This window comes from Clostridium pascui (assembly GCF_016908015.1).
GTDB classification, from domain to species: Bacteria; Bacillota; Clostridia; order Clostridiales; family Clostridiaceae; genus Clostridium_AK; species Clostridium_AK pascui.
In genome coordinates, this window is record NZ_JAFBDB010000006.1 from 19756 (window position 1) to 40111 (window position 20356).

Sequence of the window (20356 nt, forward strand, 5' to 3'; positions counted from 1 at the left end):
AGCAATAAAATGCACAGGAATTATTGCTGTTTTTATTATATTGTATGTAAGGTCTACTTGACATTGTGTAAAGGTAATACTATACTAATAATGTAAGGTAAACATTACAGGGGTGATACTTAATGAAAAACAAAATAAAACAATTTCGTGAACATTTAGGACTAACCCAAGAACAATTGGGTGAACTTATAGGCGTATCGAGACAGGCAATTAATGCTATTGAAACAGAAAAATTTGAACCTTCTATATGGTTGGCCTACGATATTGCAAAGGTATTCCATAGTACCATAGAAGAAATTTTTCTATTTGAAGAAAGTGAAAAAAAATCAAGAGCAGAGCAAAGTAGAGGTGTAGTTTAAATGGCATTAAGGCAAATAAGGTTGTATGATGATGAAATATTAAGGAAAAAGAGTAAGGTAGTTGAAGTTGTAGATGATAAAATAAGACAAATATTAAATGATATGGCTGATACTATGTATAATACAGAAAATGGTGGTGGGTTGGCCGCCCCACAAGTAGGTATATTAAAGCGATTAGTTGTAATAGATATGGGACAAGGACTTATAAAATTAGTAAATCCAAAGATAATTAAACAAGAGGGAACGCAAGAAGTTATAGAAGGCTGTTTGAGTATTCCAAATAAATGGGGTAAGTTAATAAGACCTGCAAAAGTAACAGTACAAGCATTAAATGAAAATGGAGAGAAAATTATATTGACAAGTACAGGAGATTTAGCAAAATGCTTCTGCCATGAAATAGATCATTTGGAAGGTATTCTTTTTACTGATTTCGTTACTGAATATATAAAGTAATATCATTTAATGAATATATACATATAATTCTTGGGTTCATCTGAGCCTGTGAGAAAAGTTTGTAAAAACAGTTTTCGTTATTTTTTTCTCCTTAGAATGGGAGGAAATATAAATGATATTAATGCTATAATTATTAAAATATAATTAACATCCTTATCACCAGATATAATATGATATAAAAAAACTGCAAATAGATAAAATATAGTAGTAAAAAAAATTTCCCTTTTCATTTTTAACACCTCTTGGTATACAATGTAAATCATGGCAAATATATTATATAACAAGGAGTGGTAAAAATGAATGCAGAAGATTAAATTTATTCTATAGAATTATTTCTATTATAAATTGGACAGTTATTTTATTCATTGTTATAATCACATTTCTGGCATTGAGCCATTATATGTTCACTTTCATTCTTATGATAAGCCCCAGACCACCTACAAATACTTTGCAAAATAGGCACAACAGATTTACCCTTATCCGTTAATGAATACTCTACTTTAGGGGGAATTTCATTATATTGCTCCCGTCTTACTATGTTATCTGAAATTAAGCTTTTCAAAGTTGCCGCTAATACTGCATCCGTTATATCTGTCATTTCCTTACGAATTTCACTATAACGCAGGATATGCTTTTCAGCCAGCACACATATAATGCGTGAATTCCACTTACCGCCGAATATATCCAATCCGTACTCTAAAGGACACCTAATTTCTTTTTCTAATTTCGGTTTATACATCTGCCGTTCCTCCAATACTTTTGATATATAAATTATAATCTATTGCTATCAATTTACAAGTTACTATGAAATTTATTAGTTACTCATAAATTTGCTGATATCTTTCACTTATGTAGCTTTTTTAATAAAATTTGATTATGCAATAAAAAAATATAAGAATATTTAGGGAGGAATTTTACTATGGAAGTAAAAGCTTATCTTGAAATCACAATGAAAATCAGCAACACAAACAGAGGCGCTGCAGGAAAGATTTATGCAGATTATCGCGCTCCATTTTTAAACAACATAACTGGTGCACTTACTAAAGACCTTTTAATTCGCGATGAAGACGTTCAGGTACTTCACGGATTTGACAGCGTAGAGCATGCAAAAGCATATTTAAACAGTGAGCTATTCAAAAACGATGTTTTTGTAGGCCTCAAACCATTATGGGATGCTGACCCTGAAGTGAAGATATACAGTGTAGCATAATCTTTAATTTGTATTGATTAGCCTGGAGTTCACGAGAAGGAGGATGCAGCTTATGGCTGTCCACTTTGTAAAGGCTGATTTTGCTAACGAAGTCATCGTAAAATAAAAAGATTTGTTAGGCTGCCTTTTTCAGGCAGCTAATTTATTTATATATAGATGATAAAATCTAAATCTATACATGAGATTTCATCATTCTCCATAAAGTACTGCGGCTAATGCCAAGGCGTTCTGCAGCTTTTCCCTGATTCATATTTTCTTCAGCTAGGACGAGGCGTATAATATCATAACTAATATCGCTTAAAGGCTGGTTTAAATTAATAAGTGCAGAACCAGGAATCTTTGATAAAACTTGAGAAGGAGATTCCTTTTTTAAAATTCTATAAGTATTTTCCTTGCTTATATAAGATGTAGAAGTAATAACCACCAATTCCTGTATAATTCTTTTAAGTTGATCTAAATTGTTTTCCCAATAAAAACCTTGTAATAAAGTTATAGCTTCTGGCTCAAAACCAATAATTTGTTTTCCGAGAGAAGTGTTAAATGCATTGATGTAAAGAGTAGAAATACTTGCAATATCATCAGTTCTCTCTCTCAATGGAGGCAATTGTAATGTGAGACAGGAAAGATGATTGGTTAAATACTTGTAAATGGGATTTTCCTGTATTAAAGAATTGTTATTGTATACAAATGAAAATATTATTCTGTTTCGTTTATGGAAGTTAGTATTTTCTAAAAGATATACTAGCTTGCTAATTTGAAGGCTGCTTAGCTTATCTATATTTTTAAAATGAATAGTTGTATGAACGCTATTAAGCGGAGAATTATCGCTGCTTAGCAATGTTGACCAATGTCTATCGTTAGTTAATTCACAGTCTATAATATAAAAAGGGTTATTCTTATAAGGACCGTTTTCATAAATAATAGTAGCTGCTTTGCTTTTTCCAGTACCAATTTCGCCCATGATAAGTATAGGTAGAGTAGTATTACTATATTCCTCTATTGTGTTTTGTATATCACTATTATAATTTAGGCTATTGAAGTAATTAGTTAAATCATAACCATTTTCTTCTTTTTTATTATAAAGAGAAATACTATCATCATTTAAAATCAAGTGATTGTTTTTGAATGATATATAGATAATAATATAAAGTTCATCATCACACATTACATGTTTATTGTAAATAGTTAGAATAAAGTTCTTACACTTTTTTTCAATTCTATAATTAGTATCTTGAATAAAATTAGATAATCCTTCTTTTATCCAAGTAAGTATTTTATTATTCTCTTCTGATTCTGAAAGCGTAGAAAAACAAAGTTTTCCTGTGGCATCGTACATAACAACTTTATTATCACTTTCTTTTAATACCATTTGGTATAAATCTCTTTGTTTTTGTATGTAATGAAATCTATTTGACAATTCAATTGCCTGATTAAAAGCAGCTTCAATACTTTCTGTTCCTGAAGTAATCAGTATTGCATTCATTCCATTTTGTCTTGCTACAGTAAAACTAATTACGTCGCAAAGAACCATACCGTAACCCTTATCTTTTAAAGAAGCTAATTGGGTGTTTGCATCTAAATCTGATGTAATTGTATAAATATCAATTTTATATTGCAACAAATCACAAAGTAAATAGGCACAATTTGTGATACTGGGATAACCCACAATAGCAAATTTATCTGTATAGTTTTCAGCTAATTTAATGGCACGAAGTACATCATATACAGAAATTGAAATTTCTACGATAGGCATATCTATAGCCTTTTCAATCATTTCTGCAGTACCTCCACGAGAAATGATGATATCATAGTTGTCATCTAAAGTTTCTTGTACAATTTGCAAACCATTTTCTAAATTTCCGACTTTTACAGTAAGGCTTATATCTTCTCTATGATTAGCAATACTTAACATTGCTTCTTTCATACCTTCGTATGGAGCTATTGCTAATATTTTAGTTTTACTCATAATGGCCTCCTTATAAACTGTTCTAATATAAAACAATTATAATAAAAAGCATGTTAAAAAACAACCATTATTTTACTAAGTTTCAAATTGAAACAAAAATATGTAAAAAAGCAGTTGAATGATGTGGATGTAATCGTTAAAATTAGATATATAAACCAAATATATGAAGTGAAATGATTTATAATGAAATATCACAAAAGGGGGCCATGGAATGAAAACTTACCAAGTTCAGGTTCCACCTTATGTATATGGTGGGGAAGGATGCATTGATAGGATAAAGGAAATTATAGTTAGAGAAGCATCTAAGAGAATAATTGTTTTCACAGATAATGGAATTTGTTCTACTGGTATATTAGATATTTTACTTAGAAATTTAGATGAAATTAAAGCCCATTATAAAGTTTTTAGTAATTTAACTACAGAACCTAGTTACCGTGATATAGAAAATTTAATGAATGAAGTGGAAGATTATAATGGTGACATTATAGTTGCAATTGGAGGCGGCAGTGTTATGGACGCAGCAAAATTGTGTTCCTTATTAAACAATGCTTCCTATACAATAAAAGATTTACTTTTAGATCCAACAAAAGCTGAAAAACATATGAAATCCATAATGATTCCAACCACATGTGGAACTGGTTCTGAGGCTACATGTAATGCTATAGTTCTAGTACCAGAAGAAGATTTAAAGATTGGTATTGTAAACAGCAGTATGATTCCAGATTACGTAATTTTAGATCCTTTAATGATTAAGAAACTTCCCAAATCACTTGTTGCATCTACAGGTATTGATGCACTAGCTCATGCAGTAGAATGTTTCACATCAAAAAAAGCGACACCCTTTAGCGATACATACGCGCTAGCTTCAGCTAAATTAATTTTCCAAAACATAAGAGATGCTTATAGTAATCCAGAGAATATGGAGGCAAAAAACAACATGATGCTAGGTGCTTTTTATGGGGGACTAGCAATTACAGCCAGCGGAACAACAGCGGTACATGCATTATCTTATCCCTTAGGAGGAAAATATCATATTCCTCATGGTGTATCCAATGCAATAATGTTTGCCCATGTTATGGAGTTTAATAAAGAGGCTTGTAAAGATAGACTTGCAGATATTTATGATGTAATAAAGAAAGATGGCAATTTAAAAGAAGAAACAGAAAAAGCTCAATATGTTATAGATGAAATATCAGATATTGTTAAATTCACAAATATTCCAACAAGTCTTGAGGAATTCGGAGTAAAACCTGAAGATATAGATTTTCTAGTAAATGCAGCTGCTAAAGTGACAAGGCTTCTATCAAATAATAAAAGAGAATTAAGTTTAGAAGATATAAGGAGTATTTACAAAAAGGTATTGTAGGGTGAGGGGATAAAATGGATGATAGGAAAGTTATAGGAATTACCATGGGTGACCCAGCAAGTATAGGGCCAGAGATATCAGTTAAGGCTTTATCAAAAGAAGATATGTACAGCAGGTGCAGGCCGTTAATTATTGGTGATGCTAAAGTAATGAGGAATGCGGTAAGGCTTGTTGGGATGGAAGGTAAAATTAATATTAATGAAATAAAATCAGTAAAAGATGCTAAGTTTCAGTCAGGAACCATAGATGTTTATGACATGAATTTGGTAGACACAGATGAATTAGAACTAGGAAAAATCTCTGTTATGGGTGGAGAAGCAGCTTTTCAATATGTAAAAAAGGTAATTGAGTTAGCAATGAATGGGGAAGTGGATGCAACAGTAACTAATGCATTAAATAAAGAAGCTATTAATTTGGCTGGACATCACTACTCAGGACATACTGAAATATATGCTAAGTTTACTAAAACAGAAAAATATACTATGATGCTTGCTTATGAGAACCTAAGAGTGGTACATGTATCTACTCATGTATCTTTGAGGGAAGCATGTGATAGAGTAAAGAAACAAAGAGTGTTAGATGTGATTCGCATGGCAAACAATGCTTGTAAGTCTTTGGGAATAAGTAAACCAAGCATTGGAGTAGCGGGACTTAATCCACATTGTGGAGAAAATGGTTTGTTTGGAACAGAAGAAATAGAAGAAATTATCCCTGCTATTAAAGAAGCAATCAGTGAAGGAATTTGTGTAACAGGGCCAATACCACCTGATACAGTATTTTCTAAAGCAAGGGGCGGCTGGTATGATATTGTGGTTGCAATGTATCATGATCAAGGGCATATTCCACTTAAGGTATTAGGATTTCAATATGACAGTGAAAGTAATGAATGGAAGGCAGTTGAAGGGGTAAACCTGACCTTAGGTCTCCCAATTATCCGTACATCAGTTGATCACGGAACAGCATTTGACCATGCGGGGAAGGGCGATGCTAATGAACTAAGTTTAATGAATGCAATAGATTACGCGATTATAATGACAAAAGATAAAAAACGCGAGGATACTATATGATTAAGTTATTAATTATTGCAGACGACTTTACTGGCGCACTTGATACTGGTGTTCAATTCGTTAATAAGGGTATTGAAACAAAAATTATTACTGATATTAACTTTGATTTTAAGACAATTCCTGAAACAACCGAAGTTCTAGTTATCGATTCTGAAACAAGGCCTTTAAGCAAAGAAAAAGCTTATAACGTAGTCCATAATATAGTAAAACGTGGAATGGAAGCTGGAATTAATGTAATTTATAAGAAGACAGATTCTGCTCTAAGGGGAAATATTGGAAGTGAGCTAACAGCAGTTATAGATGCAGGAGGAGGAAGGATTTTATCCTTTATTCCAGCTTTTCCAAAAGTAAATCGAATTACCAAGGAAGGCATTCACTACTTGGGAGGTGTTCCTATCAGTGAAACTGCCTTTGGAAAAGATCCATTTGAACCAGTTACTAGTTCCTATATACCAGATATTATTAAAGTGCAAAGTAATGTAAAAGTAGCATGTATAAGGGAAGTAAGCGACTTTAAGTTAAATGATGATGATAAAAAAGTTGTTATATTTGATGCTAAGACCGATGAAGATATTATGAAAATTGCACGTAAATTAAAAGAAACCAAGACTTTAAAATTTATAGCTGGATGTGCAGGATTTGCCTCATATCTTCCAGAAATTCTAGAGTTAACGGGCACAAATAATGAAGTTTTAGAAAAAACTGAAGGAGTTTTTGTTGCTTGTGGAAGCTTAAATCCAATTACTAAAGAGCAAGTAAAATATGCATTATCTAATGGATTTAATCACATCAACTTGACACCAGAACAAAAACTAAGTACTGATTATTTCAAAAAAGAAAATGGTAAAAAAGAATTGTTACAAATAATTGAGAGCTGTAAGCAGAACAAATTGCTTGTAGTAGATACATTTGATGCAGAGAATATGGATGCTACGCTGAATTATGCTAAAGAAAATGGAATTAGAAAAAAAGATATAAGAAATAAGATATCTGACTGCCTAGGAGAAGTTGTAAAAAGTATTATGGATAGTGGAATCTCTCGAACATTTATGATTACAGGTGGGGATACTTTGATGGGACTTATGAGGCAAGTGAATTGTACTCAATTGCATCCAGTATGTGAAATTGAGCAAGGAGCAGTATTATCTTTTATGTATCTAAATGAGAAAAAACTACAGATAGTATCTAAATCTGGAGGATTTGGTGAAAAGGAAGTTATAGTAAAAATTGCACAAAAGGTTTCAAACTTATAGATGTAGTGGTGATGCAGCTTGAGTTCATAGCTAAATTTCGTTTTTGTGTTATACCCTTTTGGTATTAAGTATAATTTACTCCATCTTGAGTGGAGTTTAATTAGAAATAAATTTAAAATAATTTGGTAAAGGATGGGTTATTATGAAAATGTTTAAGACAAGAAAAGCAATTGCAATGGCTTTATCGGCAATGGTATTGTTATCATTTTCTGGTTGTGGCAGCAAAGCTAGCAGTACATCTTCTCAAACAACACCTAATTCCAATACAAGTAAAGCAGTTCACCTAGTATTTGCTACAGATGCAGTTGGTTCATCTAATTATACTATTGCCTCATCATTGTCGACAGCGTTAAAGGAATATCTTCCAGCTGGTTCAAGCATAGATGTCCAGCCAATATCTCCTGGAAATATGGGTGCAGCGTATCTTTTTGAAAATGGAACTGCAGATATCACCTTCATAAACGGTGCTCCTGCAAAAATGGCATATAATGATGGGACTCTTGGTAAGCCTAAAACACAGAAATTCAGAGCACTTGCTGGTCACCTTACAAACGTTGCAGCAGTTACTTATTTCTCAAATGCTTTTGTTAAAAAGTATGGAGTTACTACTTTAGAAGATGTTGTAGCAAAGAAGATTCCTATTAGAATAGGAACTAGTCCAAAGGGTTCAATGGATGAATGGTGTGCAAGCCTTGCTTTAAAACATCTTGGAGTTACCTACGATGATATTAAATCCTGGGGAGGAGATGTAATTAACGCTGGCGGATCTCAATTATCAAATATGTTGAAAGACGGTAAAGTAGACATGATATTAAACCATACATCACAACAATCCTCTGATGTAACTCAGGATGCAATGACTGTTCCTATTACATTTGTACAAATGGGTGATGGACTTCTTAATTATTTTGTAGCACAGGGTTTTGAAAAAATAAAATATCCTGCAGGTTTATGGAAGGGAATGGACAAAGAAAGAATTTTTGCAGGCACACCTGATTGTCTTTATGTTTCTTCAAATATGCCTGATGATATTGCATATGCTCTTACAAAAGGATTATGTGAAAAGAGAGAAGAATTAGTAAAACAATTTGCTTCAATAGCTCCTTTTGATCCTAAAACTGCATGGCAGCCAGACAAAGTAGGCGGAGTTCCACTTAGTGCTGGAGCAGAAAAGTACTATAAGGAAGCTGGTTATATAAAATAATACTGGTATGTTATAAACAGTACAGACTAAGTGCTTATAGTAAGTGTTGTATGTAGCCTAAAATTAAATGGAAACCTTTAAATAATAAACTTTTTTATAGGTTTCCATTTTACTATTAATAGTAGAGGTGAGGGAATGAAAAAAATATTTAATAAGGACAAAATGGTGGATAAAGCGATAGCAGCAGAAGAAGAATTAAAAGAAAAACCAAAAATGTCAAAACAGAGATTTGGTGTTATTGCTGTATTATCTGTCGTATTCCTGGCTTTTCAGATTTATATAGGAGCTGTAAAACCTCTGGATGCAAAAATATCAATCCCTGTTCATCTTTGTCTTGCATTGGCTATTACTTTCCTATATAAACCTTTGGCTGAAAAATTTAAGAATAAGTGGTTATGGATTATAGATTTTGCTCTTATTATAGGATTAGCAATAACGGTATTTTACTTTATTACAAATAACAATCGACTTCTTTACAGAATTATGATGGTTGATCCAATGCTTCCTATTGATTTGTTCTGTGCATATTTCTTATTGGTTGCAATTATGGAAGCAGTTCGCAGAACTCTTGGCATGAACTTGTACTTATTCATATTAGTCTTTATTGCTTATGCTTTTCTTGGTCAGCATTTATCAGGACCATTGCAATATGCAGGGATGACATGGAAGCAATTTGGTGAAATGCTAACAATGACTCAAGATGGAATATTAGGTACTCCGCTTGGAGTATCAGTTGACACTTTATTTTACTTCCTTTTGTTCGGAGCATTTTTCGCTAAATGCGGTGGTGGACAGGTGCTAATTGATCTTGGTATGAAATTGAGTGATAAGACTGTAGGCGGACCTGCCAAGGCTGCTGTAATTTCAAGTGCATTAATGGGAATGATCAGTGGTAGTGCTGTTGCTAACGTAACATCTACGGGTGTTTTTACAATTCCTCTAATGAAAAAGGCTGGGTATACTCCTGAAGAAGCAGGAGCAATTGAATCGGTTTCATCTACTGGTGGTCAAATTATGCCGCCTATTATGGGTGTTGGTGCTTTTATTATGGCAGAAATGATTGGAGTAAGCTATACAAGGATTGCATTGGCAGCATTGATACCGGCTTTAGCATATTATTTATCTGAATTTATGTTAGTGCATTTTCTTGCTAAAAAACGAAAACTTCAGAATAAAGGCATACCTGAACTAAAGTATACTTGTGCACCTGTTATACCAAGGTTATATCAATTAATTCCTATCTTAGCACTTGTGGTATTGATATTTATGGGAGAATCATTAACTCGTGCAGCATTGATTGGTACAGTGCTTGCTATCGTTGTCAGCATGTTTAGTCCTGAGACAAAAATGAATTTAAGTAGATTTACTGATTCTATGATGGATGGTATTAGACAGGCAGCAGGTATAGCAATTCCAACAGGTGCCTGCGGTATAATGATAGGTATTGTTGTACGTTCTGGCTTTGCAAATAAATTAACTAGCATTATAGCTGTTGTAGGTCAATCAAATCTGTTGGTTGCACTATTAATTGCAATGTTTGGATGCTTAATTCTCGGAATGGCTTTACCTACTGTAGCAGCTTATTTGATTGCTAATGTGTTATTCTGCCCTACAATTGTTAAACTAGGCATACCTGTATTGCCTGCCAATATGTTTATCTTTTATTTTGGAGTTATTGCACAGATTACACCGCCAGTATGTCTTGCTTCATTTACAGCAGCAGGTATTGCAGAAGGAAATTCATGGCAAACAGGTTGGAAAGCATTTATTTATGCCTTTGTATCTTTCTTAGTACCGTATGTATTTGTTTATCAGCCAGCAATTTTACTTGTTGGTAGTGTAACCAGCATAGTTACTACTACTATTTTAATGGCTATAGGTGTTACCTATTTAGCTGGGGGTGTTTCAGGATATTTCTTTATTACTTTAAATCATACTTGGGAGAAAGTTCTTATGTTTGTTATAGCAGTACTAATTATATCTCCAGAAAGAATAACTACTATGATTGGAATTGTAGCTGCTATAGCAGTTGGGGCTTCTCTATTTAGTAAGGCTAAAAAAGAAAAAAATGAAGCTTACAGTTTAAATGGTTAAAACTAAACAACACACATATTAAAACATTAATTAAAGGAGTGAGTAATATGAATATAGGTGGAATAATAGCTGCAATGGCTACTCCTATGCATGAAGATGGTACAATAAATGAGGCTGAATTAAGGAATCAAGTGAACAGACAAATAAATGCGGGAATGAATGGTATATTTTGTTTAGGGACCAATGGAGAAGCCTACATTTTAAGTAAAGAAGAGAAAATTAGAGTTATGGAGATATTTGTAGAAGAAGCAAGAGGGCGTGTACCTGTATATGCAGGTACAGGATGTGTAGGAACAAAAGATACAATTGAACTTTCTCAAAAGGCACAGGAAATAGGAGTGAGTACCCTTTCTATTATATCCCCTTACTTTGCCGCTATTAACCAGACTGAGATTTATGAACATTATGCTGCAATAGCAAAATCAGTGGATTTGCCAATTGTTATGTATAATATGCCGGCAAGAACTGGAAATAATATAGACTATACAACAGCATCTAAACTTGCAGAAAACTTTAAGAATGTTGCAGGCATTAAAGATAGTAGTGGGAACTTTGATAATATTTTAAGGTATATAGAAAGTACAGATAAGGAAACCTTCTCTGTTTTGTCTGGTAATGATTCATTAATATTATGGACATTAATGGCAGGTGGAAAAGGCGGCATTACCGGAGTTGCAAATATTTTACCAGATATTATGGTTAGCATTTATAAGCATTGGAATGAGGGAGATTTTGAGAAGGCTAAGGAGGCTCAGGATTCCATTCGACCTATAAGAGATTGTTTTAAATATGGAAACCCTAACTCAATTGTAAAGAGAGCTGCAAATTTAATTGGACAGCCGTTAGGACCATGTCGTAAACCTTTTGGGATGGTCTCCAAGGATGCAGACGAGGCTATAATTAATACAATTAAAAAATACTACTCGCAATACGCAAATATTTAAATATTAGGTGGGGATTTTTATGATTATAGCTGGATTAAATAGTCTAGCACCGTATAAGGCGATAAGTAAAAATATGGGCCTTGCTATAGAATACTTAGAGAGAGTGGACTTCCAATCATTAGAAGATGGTAAATATTCTATTGATGGTGACGACGTGTATGCCTTGGTAAGCACTTACATGACTAGAGAGCATAATGAAAGTAAGTATGAAAATCATCGTAATTATATTGATATACAATGTCTTATCTTTGGGGAAGAATTAGTTTTTTGTAATCAATCTTATACAATGGAGAGAGATGGAGATTACAATACAATAAATGATAAATTAAATTTTAAAGATCAAAGCGGTGAAATAACAATTCATTTAAAACCTGGCTTGGCTTCGATATTTTACCCTAATGATGCGCATAAGGCATGCTGCAAAAATGGTGATGAACATAAACAGGTTAGAAAGCTGTTGGTAAAAGTTAAACTATAGTAAAATCATAAGACATCAACAAGAGTTTAGAGATAAATTCAATGATAGATAAAAGTAAAACAAATAGTATGCGTTATGCAAAAAAGCCAATGCTTGCCCAGCATTGGCTTAAATTCTCTAAGTATAGATTCTTTTCATAATGATATTATAATATTGTAAAACATCGGGGGTGTACCGTATAATTAATATACATACAATTGTTAAATAAGGAGAAAAGTTATGGGCATTAAAGAAGTTATAAAAAAGATATTTAGTCCTGGCGAAGATACGAAGGAAGACACAGCAGAGGTTAGTAACCTTGAACCTGTGAGGATTTACATAAAGCAGCAGCTAAGAGAAAAGGGCTTAAAAAATAACCAGATAGAAATAGACTTTTCAAATGTTTGCACCAAGGAAGAAGTTGTAAGGGTAGCGGAAGAACTGGGATTTAATTTGGAAAGAGGGGAAAAGGAAGGCGTATGGTGGCTGTTTAGGTAGGGAAAAAAAGTGCCACCCACATGGCAAGTGGCAAGTGATAATTTTTAAATAAAAATATAACCAAGTGAATTTTCACTTGGTTACATCTTGTATAAAGATATTTAGTTACCAAATCTATTAAAATGATCACTCTTAAAGCCTTGATTTTTTATAGACTTGTGTTTTGCATTAGGATTATGGTTATGTCCTTCTTCAGTTATTGGAGTTTGATAATTACATTTTTCCATTCTTGCTACCTTATTATCTGGTTGACTATCTTTCGGCATAAGAACACCTCCTTAGCATAATATCTTTACACAGTTAGTTTGTACATCGCTACATAAATTATTCTAGCTAAATTCATGCCCTGGTATTCCATTATTAACATAAGTTTTACCATTCAATGGCTCAAATCCAGATATCTGCATGTCTGTTACAACAGGATATGCTCTATGATTATTTGGGAATGTAAAATTAAGGGTATAATTTTTTCCGTAAAAGGCAGCCTTTGTTCCATCACCTATAAAAACGGCTGTATTTGTAAGGAAAATAACTTTTTTATTTTCTGTTTTTGCATCCACTTGATATATTGTAAAATCAAAAGAATTATCCTTTACATTGGAGATGACAACTTCACAAAAACTTTCCAAAACATTATCTCCAAAACCTCTGTCATCAAAATAGATGCCTTCATATAATTTTACCTTACCGCTTATTTTAGCTGTTTGTGAAGAGGTATTATTTTTAGTTGTTTGTGCAGAAGTATTACTTTTATCTTTCTCTAATTTTTCAGTTGAATTTACTTCTTTAGAAGAATCTTTTGATGTTTCTTTTTTCTCATCCTGCGATATTGAAGAGTTTTCTTTATTGGAAGAATCAGTTGTAGAGTTATTAATAGAGCAGCCAATTAATATATTTGCAAAGAACAAGGATAAAATAACAAGAATAAATTTTTTCTTTAAAAATTTTGACTTCATTATTTAAGGATCCTTTCTTTAAATATTGTTGATTTGTCATTAAAAATATTATAGCATAAAAACATGAAATAGGGGTCAGGCCCCTGGCAAAAAAAGTAAGGGGCCTGACACCTGGGTGAAAAAGGAAAAAGTATTAAAAGAAGCAATAGATAGTCTAACGGATTTACTTTAGGGGTGCAAAAATGACTGTAAAAGTTATAGTTAAGTATATATAGTTTTGAATGTATTGGAATTATCTTTGTGATTAAGGTATAATAGCAATGAATACTTGTATTTTTTTACGAAGTAAGGATTATTTATTAAGCAGACAGATAAATGTTAACTTGTAGAGTTGAATTAAATATATCATATAGTCAAAATAATAAAATGAGGTGAATAAGATGGACAAAGAATGTAATTTTAAACATAAATGTGATGGTGAACTCTTTGAGGCTGTTGAAGGTGGTTATGTATGTAAGGCTGCAATAAACGAACAAGCTCTAAATAAATGTAAATGGTGTGGAAAGTATGGACATGAAAGTGTGATGTGCCGAATTGAGAATACTGACCTTTATGAGTGCAGGTATGGGTTTGGGTGTAAAGATTATATAGAAGAAGACCTTGAAGAAATGCTAGAAATACACCATTTCTGCTTTGGGTAATAGAAGCATGGCTTACATACAAAAACCAAAATTAATGTTAATAAATTGAATTTTATTGAGAAGTAAAAAGGCATGATAATTTCATCTAATTATCATGCTTTTTCCTTTGCAAAAACTATTATAAAAATCCCTGTAATTTTAGTTTTTGTACCTCTAAAGTAAACCCGGTATAGATAGTCTGCTGCTTCTTTATATTTTAATCCAACGTTTTGCTGAACTTTTTCATAGTAATAAAAACAATAATAAAAATTAAAAGCATTAAGGAACCAATTGGTTTTATTAAATAAGAAAAACCAACGCCCTTTACTATTATTCCTCTAAGTATTTGCAAAAAGTATGTTATAGGCAAAATATTACCCATGTAGTATACAGCTTTAGGCATAGCTTCCCTTGGGAACATAAATCCTGAAAGAAGTACACTTGGTAACAGCAATCCAATGGAGGCTTGCATGGCTTGCAATTGAGTTTTAGCTACAGTTGATATAAGCATTCCCATAGCTAAGGAGCATATCAAAAATAGTGTGCCCAATAAAATAAGCAAAAGCATACTTCCCTTTACCACAACTCCAAATATTAAATATCCTAAAGCAAGTGCTACCAGCATGTCTAGAAAACCTATAATAGTATAAGGAATCAACTTTCCTAAAATTAATTCAAGGGCTGTAACGGGAGTCATAATAAGCTGCTCTATGGTTCCCTTTTCTTTTTCTCTTACCATGGTAAAGGAGGTTAGTATCACCGTTATGTTTTGCAAAATTAATCCTATAACTCCAGGTATGTTAAAATTACTGCTTTCCATAGTTGGATTGTATAAAGTAAAAGGTTTTACATTAACTCCTTTGCCTGAGTTTATTTGTTTTAATTTAAGAGAATAGTTATTCCCAATTAATAAAGAGTAAGACAGTGCAGTTCTTGCTATGGTTGGATCTGAACCATCCACAAGCACCTGAATTTCTGAAGGGGTGTTTTTTCTAAGATTCTTTGCAAATTCAGGTGGAATTACAAGGCCAACCTTTGCTTCACCCATATCTATAGTTTCTTGTACTTCCTTTTGAGAGTTCACCATATCATATAGGGTAAAGTAATAGGAATTTGTGAACTTATTTATTAATTCTCTACTATCAGAGGTTTTATCTCCATCATAAACAACTAAGTTTACATTATTTACATCTGTGTTTACTGCAAAGCCAAATAAAAACAGCATCATAATTGGCATGACCATGGCTATGGCTAAACTAGCTTTATCTCTTCTTATATGTATAAATTCTTTTTTTGTAATAGTAAATAGTCTTTTCCACTTCATTAAATTTTCCCCCTAATCCTTTGACAGCTTTAGCTCATCAAAAGATGATATAACATCTCTATTGGAAAGTTTTTTAACATAATCAATAAATATATCCTCTAAATTATTTACTCCATGCTTTTTATATAAGTTATCCGTAGTATCAATGGTAATAAGCTTACTATTGTATATAAAAGCTGTAATGTCGCATATAGAGGCTTCATCCATATAGTGGGTGGTTACTAGGACAGTTATGCCGCCCTTAGCGAGCTCTGTTATTGTATGCCAAAATTCTCTTCTTGAAACAGGGTCAACTCCTGCAGTAGGCTCATCCAGCACTAAAAGGCTTGGACTATGTATCAGTGCACAGCCCAAAGCAAGCCTTTGCTTCCATCCACCGGATAGGGTACCTGCTAAACTTTTTTCCTTACCCTTTAAATTGGCCATTTCAATGAGTTCTGATTTTCGCATCTCTAATCTTTCTTTAGGTAACATATAGATATTACCATAGAAATCAAGATTTTCTTCCACAGTTAAGTCTTCATACAAACTAAACTTTTGAGACATATATCCTATATTTTGTTTGATTTTTTCAGATTCTTTTATAATATCATAGCCAAGTACTTTTCCTTCACCAGAGGTAGGTCTTAGCACCCCGCAAATCATTCTTATAGTGGTGGATTTTCCAGAACCATTTGGCCCTAAAAATCCAAATATTTTTCCCTTAGGTATATCAAAGGATAGGTTATCCACCGCTGTAAAGTCATTGAATTTTTTAGTTAGATGTTTTATTGAAATAGCATACTCCATAATAAACCCCCGTTATTTTAAATTTACATCAAAGAGCATTCCAGGTTTAACTATATCTAAGTTATCCATTATTTTTATTTTCACTCCATATACAAGTTTTGCTCTATCTTTCTTAGTAACTATATTCATTGGGGTGAATTCTGCCTCTGAGGAAATGTAGCTTATCTTACCTTTTATAGTTTTACCTTCAAGAAAATCACTTTTCATAGTTACCTCTTTATCTAACTTAATGCTTGGAAGTACCTTTTCTGGCACATATATTTTCACCCACATATTTTCAGTATTGAGTAATGTAACTATGGGGCTTCCTGGTGCTACGTATTCTCCTGTTTTATAATTGATAGTTTCTATAGTTCCAGAAGCTAAAGATATTACATTGCTTTTATCCAGTGCAATTTTAGAAAGTTCATAACTATTTTTAGCTTTTTCTACTTCATATGAGGCAGAGGTTTTATCCCTATTGGTAGCTCCGTTTATGAGTAAGTTTAACTTTTCTTTGGCAGCATCCAGCTGTGCTTTATAGCTATTTAGCTGAGCATTAGCGGAATTTATGGAACTATTAACACTATTTAGTGTATTGGTGGCGTTGTCAAAAAGGTTCTTAGCTGTATCCATATTGTACTTCGACTCTATTCCATCTTTATATAGAGCCGCAGTATCATCGTAAATCTTTTTTCTATAATCATAATTTTTCTTTGCAGCATCAATATTATCCTTGGCTGATTGAACGGAGGCTTCTCCCTGTGCCACTAAAGCCTGAGCCTGTCTTACTACAGCTTCTTGAGCTTTTATTTCTTCTGATCTATTTCCTTCTTGTACCTTTCCTAATTGATTTTCAGCGGTTTTTACACCAATTTCAGCACTCTGTAGTTTTATTTCATTTTCACTTGGATCTATAATTGCAACTAAACTTCCACTCTTAACCTTATTTCCTTCTTTAAATTTTAGTTCTTTAATTTTTCCATTGATTTCTGCAGAGAGGTTTATCTTATCTGCTTCTGCTGAACCATAGTATATGTATTCATCATCTTTATCCTTATTAGCATTTTTCATTATAAAAAAGGTTGAAAGACATGCTAATGCCAGTAGTGAGGCTATAATTTTGATGCTTTTCTTTTTTGCCAAAATAACCACTCCTTTTATTTCTTAGATAAGGCATATTCAAATAAATAACTAGTCAGTATGCTAGTTTATTTTGTGAACTACTTCTTCCTTGGAACCTACTAATAGCACAACTATTAGCAGAACCCAAGTCATTGTATTTCACAAAATATCCGTCGCATCTTTGACTTGTTATTTATTTTCATATGCCTAATACGCCATTAAGCAATATATCTACTATATTTTTTATATCTTCTTCTTTGCCTTCTTTTCTAGGGAAAAACTCAGGGAACATACCCGTTAGAGTTATATAGCCCATAAGCATACTAATCATTGTCCTTGTTATAACATTTGAATCTATGTCATCTCTAAAATTTCCTTTTTCTATATTTCCTTCTACAAAGGCATTTATAAAGGGGATGACCTTAGGTGCAATATCCTTTTGAATGATTTGTAATAACTCTGGGTGATACATGGCTTCCACAAAAACAGTCTTGATAAGTGGAAAGTTTTTTTCTATAAGAGTTAATCTATCTATAAATAAATCTTTTATTACCTCATCTAAAGATTTGTGTTTTTCATTTTTTATAATTGCTTCTGCAGATTTGATAACTAAGGGCCTAAAAAACTTAACAATTATAGGTAGTATAAGTCCCATAAGTAAATCCTGTTTAGTCTTGTAATACCTAAATATAGTTCCCTCTGCTACGTCTGCTTCTTTAGCAATTTCACTGGTTCTGCTTTGCCCAAAGCCCTTTTCTGAAAAAACCTTCACTGCAGCTTCGATTATCTGCCACTGTCTTTTTGTAATTTCTTCCTCAGAAAAGTTTCCTTCTAAAAATAGGCTTTCTATTAAACTTGCATTCTCATCCTTTGAAAAGTCCATAATATGCTGATTCCTCCTATAGTGAATTTATAAAAGCAAATGCTTTTTAATAATGAGTGTTTACTCATTATTAGCTTACAACATTTATATTCTTTTGTAAATGGTGAAAAAGAGTACAGATGAATTTCATTGATTTTTTATATTATTATAAATAGATAAAAAGGATACAATACTAGATATGATAATCTATTTAGACCTACGGGAAAGGAATGATAATTTATGAAAAAGTTAACTGAAAGAACATATCGTGATAAAAAGCAATTTAACACTGCATCTAAAAAGCTAGCAAAGAAAGGCTTTAAGGTTTTAAATGTATCAGAAGTAGATGGAAAGTATGTAGTAGAATATCAAACTAGACCTTAGTTAATATAAAAGACCACAGGGAAGAGTCTATACTCTTCCCTGTGGTCTTTTAATTTATAAAGATAATTTATAAAAGAAATATTAGAAATAATATTGACATACTATGAAATTTTAAATATACTTTACTAAAGCAATATCCTTATTAAACCCATAAGTTTAGTAGGAATACTAAATGAGATAATACATAGTTTTAAGCAAAATATATTTGTAGTTAATTCGTAGTAAAAAAATATTAAAAGAATCAAGAATATTAAAAATATGAAATATAGGGGGATATGTATTATGGTAAAGCTGTTTAAAATAATCTTTCAATCAAATGGAGTCATGCGATGTTGTTGTTGAAATAGTTAATACATGGCAGTTAATTAAAGTTTGAATGGAGAGATGATTGTGAATATAAAGAGAGCAATGGTATTAGGACTATCCCTGGTTTTAGTAGTAGGAACATTCATAGGTTGTGGTAAAGGTAAATCTTCATCTAATAATACCATAGAAATTACCAATGTATCCTATGACCCAACAAGAGAGCTTTATGAAGAATATAATGAAGAATTCGCAAAATATTGGAAAGAAAAGACTGGACAAAATATAGATGTTATACAGTCACATGGCGGTTCAGGTAAACAGGCACGCTCTGTAATTGAAGGAAATGAAGCAGATGTGGTAACTTTAGCCCTTGCTCATGACATTACAGCAATTGAAAATGCCGGTTTGATAGATAAAAACTGGATTAACGAATTGAACAATAATAGCGCCCCTTATACTTCCACTATCGTATTTTTAGTTCGTAAAGGAAATGAAAAGAATATTAATGATTGGGATGACTTAGTAAAAGATGGTGTCAACGTTATTACTCCAAACCCTAAATCTTCAGGGGGCGCTCGATGGAATTTCCTTGCAGCCTGGGCCTATGCAGATAAGAAATTTGGTGGAGATAAAGAAAAGGTTGAAAAGTTTGTAAGTGATCTGTACAAGAATGTGGCAGTACTTGATTCAGGAGCAAGAGCTTCAGCAACAACCTTTGTAGAAAATGGTCAAGGAGATGTTTTGATTGCATGGGAGAATGAAGCCTATCTTTCAGCAAAAGGAAATCCAGATAAATTTGAAATTATAACACCAAGCATCAGCATTTTAGCAGAGCCATCAGTTACTGTAGTAGATAAAACGGCTAAGAAAAGAGAAACTGAGGAAGTTGCAAAAGCTTATCTTGAATATTTATATTCTGATGTAGGACAAAAAATTGCAGGAGATAATTATTACAGACCTTCTAATAAGAAAATCTTACAGAAATATTCAAATGTGTTTAATCTGAATATTAAAATGGTAACTATTAACGATTTTGGTGGATGGGATAAAGCCTATAGCGATTTCTTTGAGGATGGAGCAATATTTGATAAGGTATATACAAATAAATCAAAATAACACATATTAAGGGGAGTATGGATA

The 20356-nt window shown here is 32.5% G+C and carries 22 protein-coding genes; 14 read left to right on the plus strand and 8 right to left on the minus strand.

Annotation, left to right across the window (positions count from 1 at the left end):
- Positions 1 to 122: 122 nt before the first annotated feature.
- Both JOC70_RS14290 and def read left to right on the plus strand, forming a co-directional pair.
- The gene (locus tag JOC70_RS14290) at positions 123 to 359 is read left to right on the plus strand and encodes a helix-turn-helix transcriptional regulator (RefSeq protein WP_204599583.1); all 237 of its coding nucleotides are present in this window, start codon (positions 123 to 125) and stop codon (positions 357 to 359) included.
- Positions 360 to 812 carry a peptide deformylase gene (gene def / locus JOC70_RS14295; protein ID WP_204599584.1) on the plus strand — a complete coding sequence of 151 codons (453 nt, stop codon included), beginning with the start codon at positions 360 to 362 and terminating at the stop codon, positions 810 to 812. It abuts the gene before it with no gap.
- 358 nt (positions 813 to 1170) lie between these two features.
- On the opposite strand, the gene JOC70_RS14300 is transcribed toward def, so the two are convergent.
- The gene (locus JOC70_RS14300; RefSeq protein ID WP_204599585.1) at positions 1171 to 1551 is read right to left on the minus strand and encodes a winged helix-turn-helix transcriptional regulator; all 381 of its coding nucleotides are present in this window, start codon (positions 1549 to 1551) and stop codon (positions 1171 to 1173) included.
- Between the two features lie 180 nt (positions 1552 to 1731).
- Here JOC70_RS14300 and JOC70_RS14305 point away from each other — a divergent pair, with 180 nt between their 5' ends.
- Positions 1732 to 2022: a hypothetical protein gene (locus JOC70_RS14305; protein ID WP_204599586.1), complete on the plus strand. Its 291-nt coding sequence runs from the start codon at positions 1732 to 1734 to the stop codon at positions 2020 to 2022.
- A gap of 172 nt (positions 2023 to 2194) precedes the next feature.
- Here the strand turns inward: JOC70_RS14305 and JOC70_RS14310 are convergent, their stop codons facing one another.
- Positions 2195 to 3988 carry a sigma-54-dependent transcriptional regulator gene (locus JOC70_RS14310; RefSeq protein ID WP_204599587.1) on the minus strand — a complete coding sequence of 598 codons (1794 nt, stop codon included), beginning with the start codon at positions 3986 to 3988 and terminating at the stop codon, positions 2195 to 2197.
- A gap of 211 nt (positions 3989 to 4199) precedes the next feature.
- Here JOC70_RS14310 and JOC70_RS14315 point away from each other — a divergent pair, with 211 nt between their 5' ends.
- From JOC70_RS14315 to JOC70_RS14350, 8 genes are all read left to right on the plus strand, one after another.
- Positions 4200 to 5354: an iron-containing alcohol dehydrogenase gene (locus JOC70_RS14315; RefSeq protein ID WP_204599588.1), complete on the plus strand. Its 1155-nt coding sequence runs from the start codon at positions 4200 to 4202 to the stop codon at positions 5352 to 5354.
- A 14-nt stretch (positions 5355 to 5368) separates the two neighbouring features.
- Complete coding sequence (gene pdxA / locus JOC70_RS14320; protein WP_204599589.1) at positions 5369 to 6421, plus strand: 4-hydroxythreonine-4-phosphate dehydrogenase PdxA; 1053 nt, start codon at positions 5369 to 5371, stop codon at positions 6419 to 6421.
- Positions 6418 to 7674 carry a four-carbon acid sugar kinase family protein gene (locus tag JOC70_RS14325; RefSeq protein WP_204599590.1) on the plus strand — a complete coding sequence of 419 codons (1257 nt, stop codon included), beginning with the start codon at positions 6418 to 6420 and terminating at the stop codon, positions 7672 to 7674. The genes pdxA and JOC70_RS14325 overlap by 4 nt, the downstream gene beginning before the upstream one ends.
- Positions 7675 to 7816: 142 nt before the next feature.
- Positions 7817 to 8878 (plus strand): TAXI family TRAP transporter solute-binding subunit, encoded by a 1062-nt coding sequence (locus JOC70_RS14330; RefSeq protein WP_204599591.1) that lies wholly within the window; start codon positions 7817 to 7819, stop codon positions 8876 to 8878.
- Between the two features lie 135 nt (positions 8879 to 9013).
- The gene (locus JOC70_RS14335) at positions 9014 to 10972 is read left to right on the plus strand and encodes a TRAP transporter permease (protein ID WP_243429145.1); all 1959 of its coding nucleotides are present in this window, start codon (positions 9014 to 9016) and stop codon (positions 10970 to 10972) included.
- A 47-nt stretch (positions 10973 to 11019) separates the two neighbouring features.
- Positions 11020 to 11916 carry a 4-hydroxy-tetrahydrodipicolinate synthase gene (gene dapA / locus JOC70_RS14340; protein ID WP_204599592.1) on the plus strand — a complete coding sequence of 299 codons (897 nt, stop codon included), beginning with the start codon at positions 11020 to 11022 and terminating at the stop codon, positions 11914 to 11916.
- Positions 11917 to 11935: 19 nt separating this feature from the next.
- Positions 11936 to 12394, plus strand: coding sequence for a NanQ anomerase/TabA/YiaL family protein (locus JOC70_RS14345; protein WP_204599593.1), 459 nt, complete (start codon positions 11936 to 11938; stop codon positions 12392 to 12394).
- A 219-nt stretch (positions 12395 to 12613) separates the two neighbouring features.
- Positions 12614 to 12871, plus strand: a complete 258-nt coding sequence (locus tag JOC70_RS14350) for a hypothetical protein (RefSeq protein WP_204599594.1) — start codon at positions 12614 to 12616, stop codon at positions 12869 to 12871.
- A 101-nt stretch (positions 12872 to 12972) separates the two neighbouring features.
- On the opposite strand, the gene JOC70_RS14355 is transcribed toward JOC70_RS14350, so the two are convergent.
- Positions 12973 to 13137: a hypothetical protein gene (locus JOC70_RS14355; RefSeq protein WP_204599595.1), complete on the minus strand. Its 165-nt coding sequence runs from the start codon at positions 13135 to 13137 to the stop codon at positions 12973 to 12975.
- Between the two features lie 63 nt (positions 13138 to 13200).
- Complete coding sequence (locus tag JOC70_RS14360; RefSeq protein ID WP_204599596.1) at positions 13201 to 13827, minus strand: hypothetical protein; 627 nt, start codon at positions 13825 to 13827, stop codon at positions 13201 to 13203.
- 380 nt (positions 13828 to 14207) lie between these two features.
- Here JOC70_RS14360 and JOC70_RS14365 point away from each other — a divergent pair, with 380 nt between their 5' ends.
- Positions 14208 to 14468, plus strand: coding sequence for a hypothetical protein (locus JOC70_RS14365; RefSeq protein WP_204599597.1), 261 nt, complete (start codon positions 14208 to 14210; stop codon positions 14466 to 14468).
- A 196-nt stretch (positions 14469 to 14664) separates the two neighbouring features.
- Here JOC70_RS14365 and JOC70_RS14370 read toward each other — a convergent pair whose 3' ends face one another.
- From JOC70_RS14370 to JOC70_RS14385, 4 genes are all read right to left on the minus strand, one after another.
- A complete protein-coding gene (locus JOC70_RS14370; protein WP_204599598.1) occupies positions 14665 to 15771 on the minus strand; it encodes an ABC transporter permease in 1107 nt (368 codons plus the stop codon).
- 12 nt (positions 15772 to 15783) lie between these two features.
- Complete coding sequence (locus JOC70_RS14375; protein ID WP_204599599.1) at positions 15784 to 16560, minus strand: ABC transporter ATP-binding protein; 777 nt, start codon at positions 16558 to 16560, stop codon at positions 15784 to 15786.
- A gap of 12 nt (positions 16561 to 16572) precedes the next feature.
- Entirely contained in the window at positions 16573 to 17694 is a 1122-nt protein-coding gene (locus JOC70_RS14380; protein ID WP_341534906.1) for an HlyD family secretion protein, read from the minus strand.
- Positions 17695 to 17863: 169 nt separating this feature from the next.
- The gene (locus tag JOC70_RS14385; protein ID WP_204599600.1) at positions 17864 to 18547 is read right to left on the minus strand and encodes a TetR/AcrR family transcriptional regulator; all 684 of its coding nucleotides are present in this window, start codon (positions 18545 to 18547) and stop codon (positions 17864 to 17866) included.
- 219 nt (positions 18548 to 18766) lie between these two features.
- On the opposite strand from JOC70_RS14385, the gene JOC70_RS14390 reads away from it, so the two are divergent.
- Complete coding sequence (locus JOC70_RS14390; RefSeq protein ID WP_204599601.1) at positions 18767 to 18910, plus strand: hypothetical protein; 144 nt, start codon at positions 18767 to 18769, stop codon at positions 18908 to 18910.
- Positions 18911 to 19294: 384 nt separating this feature from the next.
- A complete protein-coding gene (locus JOC70_RS14395) occupies positions 19295 to 20332 on the plus strand; it encodes a sulfate ABC transporter substrate-binding protein (RefSeq protein WP_243429147.1) in 1038 nt (345 codons plus the stop codon).
- The last annotated feature ends 24 nt before the right edge of the window (positions 20333 to 20356 follow it).

What these genes read in the sequence shown, in the direction of transcription:
- JOC70_RS14330 (WP_204599591.1), top strand. Translation starts at nt 7,817, where the DNA reads ATGAAAATGTTTAAGACAAGAAAAGCAATTGCAATGGCTTTATCGGCA.
- JOC70_RS14395 (WP_243429147.1), top strand. Translation starts at nt 19,295, where the DNA reads ATGATTGTGAATATAAAGAGAGCAATGGTATTAGGACTATCCCTGGTT.
- JOC70_RS14360 (WP_204599596.1), bottom strand. Translation starts at nt 13,827, where the DNA reads ATGAAGTCAAAATTTTTAAAGAAAAAATTTATTCTTGTTATTTTATCC.
- JOC70_RS14310 (WP_204599587.1), bottom strand. Translation starts at nt 3,988, where the DNA reads ATGAGTAAAACTAAAATATTAGCAATAGCTCCATACGAAGGTATGAAA.
- JOC70_RS14385 (WP_204599600.1), bottom strand. Translation starts at nt 18,547, where the DNA reads ATGGACTTTTCAAAGGATGAGAATGCAAGTTTAATAGAAAGCCTATTT.
- JOC70_RS14350 (WP_204599594.1), top strand. Translation starts at nt 12,614, where the DNA reads ATGGGCATTAAAGAAGTTATAAAAAAGATATTTAGTCCTGGCGAAGAT.
- JOC70_RS14290 (WP_204599583.1), top strand. Translation starts at nt 123, where the DNA reads ATGAAAAACAAAATAAAACAATTTCGTGAACATTTAGGACTAACCCAA.
- pdxA (WP_204599589.1), top strand. Translation starts at nt 5,369, where the DNA reads ATGGATGATAGGAAAGTTATAGGAATTACCATGGGTGACCCAGCAAGT.
- JOC70_RS14305 (WP_204599586.1), top strand. Translation starts at nt 1,732, where the DNA reads ATGGAAGTAAAAGCTTATCTTGAAATCACAATGAAAATCAGCAACACA.
- JOC70_RS14300 (WP_204599585.1), bottom strand. Translation starts at nt 1,551, where the DNA reads ATGTATAAACCGAAATTAGAAAAAGAAATTAGGTGTCCTTTAGAGTAC.
- JOC70_RS14370 (WP_204599598.1), bottom strand. Translation starts at nt 15,771, where the DNA reads ATGAAGTGGAAAAGACTATTTACTATTACAAAAAAAGAATTTATACAT.
- JOC70_RS14365 (WP_204599597.1), top strand. Translation starts at nt 14,208, where the DNA reads ATGGACAAAGAATGTAATTTTAAACATAAATGTGATGGTGAACTCTTT.
- JOC70_RS14355 (WP_204599595.1), bottom strand. Translation starts at nt 13,137, where the DNA reads ATGCCGAAAGATAGTCAACCAGATAATAAGGTAGCAAGAATGGAAAAA.
- JOC70_RS14325 (WP_204599590.1), top strand. Translation starts at nt 6,418, where the DNA reads ATGATTAAGTTATTAATTATTGCAGACGACTTTACTGGCGCACTTGAT.
- JOC70_RS14345 (WP_204599593.1), top strand. Translation starts at nt 11,936, where the DNA reads ATGATTATAGCTGGATTAAATAGTCTAGCACCGTATAAGGCGATAAGT.
- JOC70_RS14335 (WP_243429145.1), top strand. Translation starts at nt 9,014, where the DNA reads ATGAAAAAAATATTTAATAAGGACAAAATGGTGGATAAAGCGATAGCA.
- def (WP_204599584.1), top strand. Translation starts at nt 360, where the DNA reads ATGGCATTAAGGCAAATAAGGTTGTATGATGATGAAATATTAAGGAAA.
- JOC70_RS14315 (WP_204599588.1), top strand. Translation starts at nt 4,200, where the DNA reads ATGAAAACTTACCAAGTTCAGGTTCCACCTTATGTATATGGTGGGGAA.
- JOC70_RS14390 (WP_204599601.1), top strand. Translation starts at nt 18,767, where the DNA reads ATGAAAAAGTTAACTGAAAGAACATATCGTGATAAAAAGCAATTTAAC.
- JOC70_RS14375 (WP_204599599.1), bottom strand. Translation starts at nt 16,560, where the DNA reads ATGGAGTATGCTATTTCAATAAAACATCTAACTAAAAAATTCAATGAC.
- dapA (WP_204599592.1), top strand. Translation starts at nt 11,020, where the DNA reads ATGAATATAGGTGGAATAATAGCTGCAATGGCTACTCCTATGCATGAA.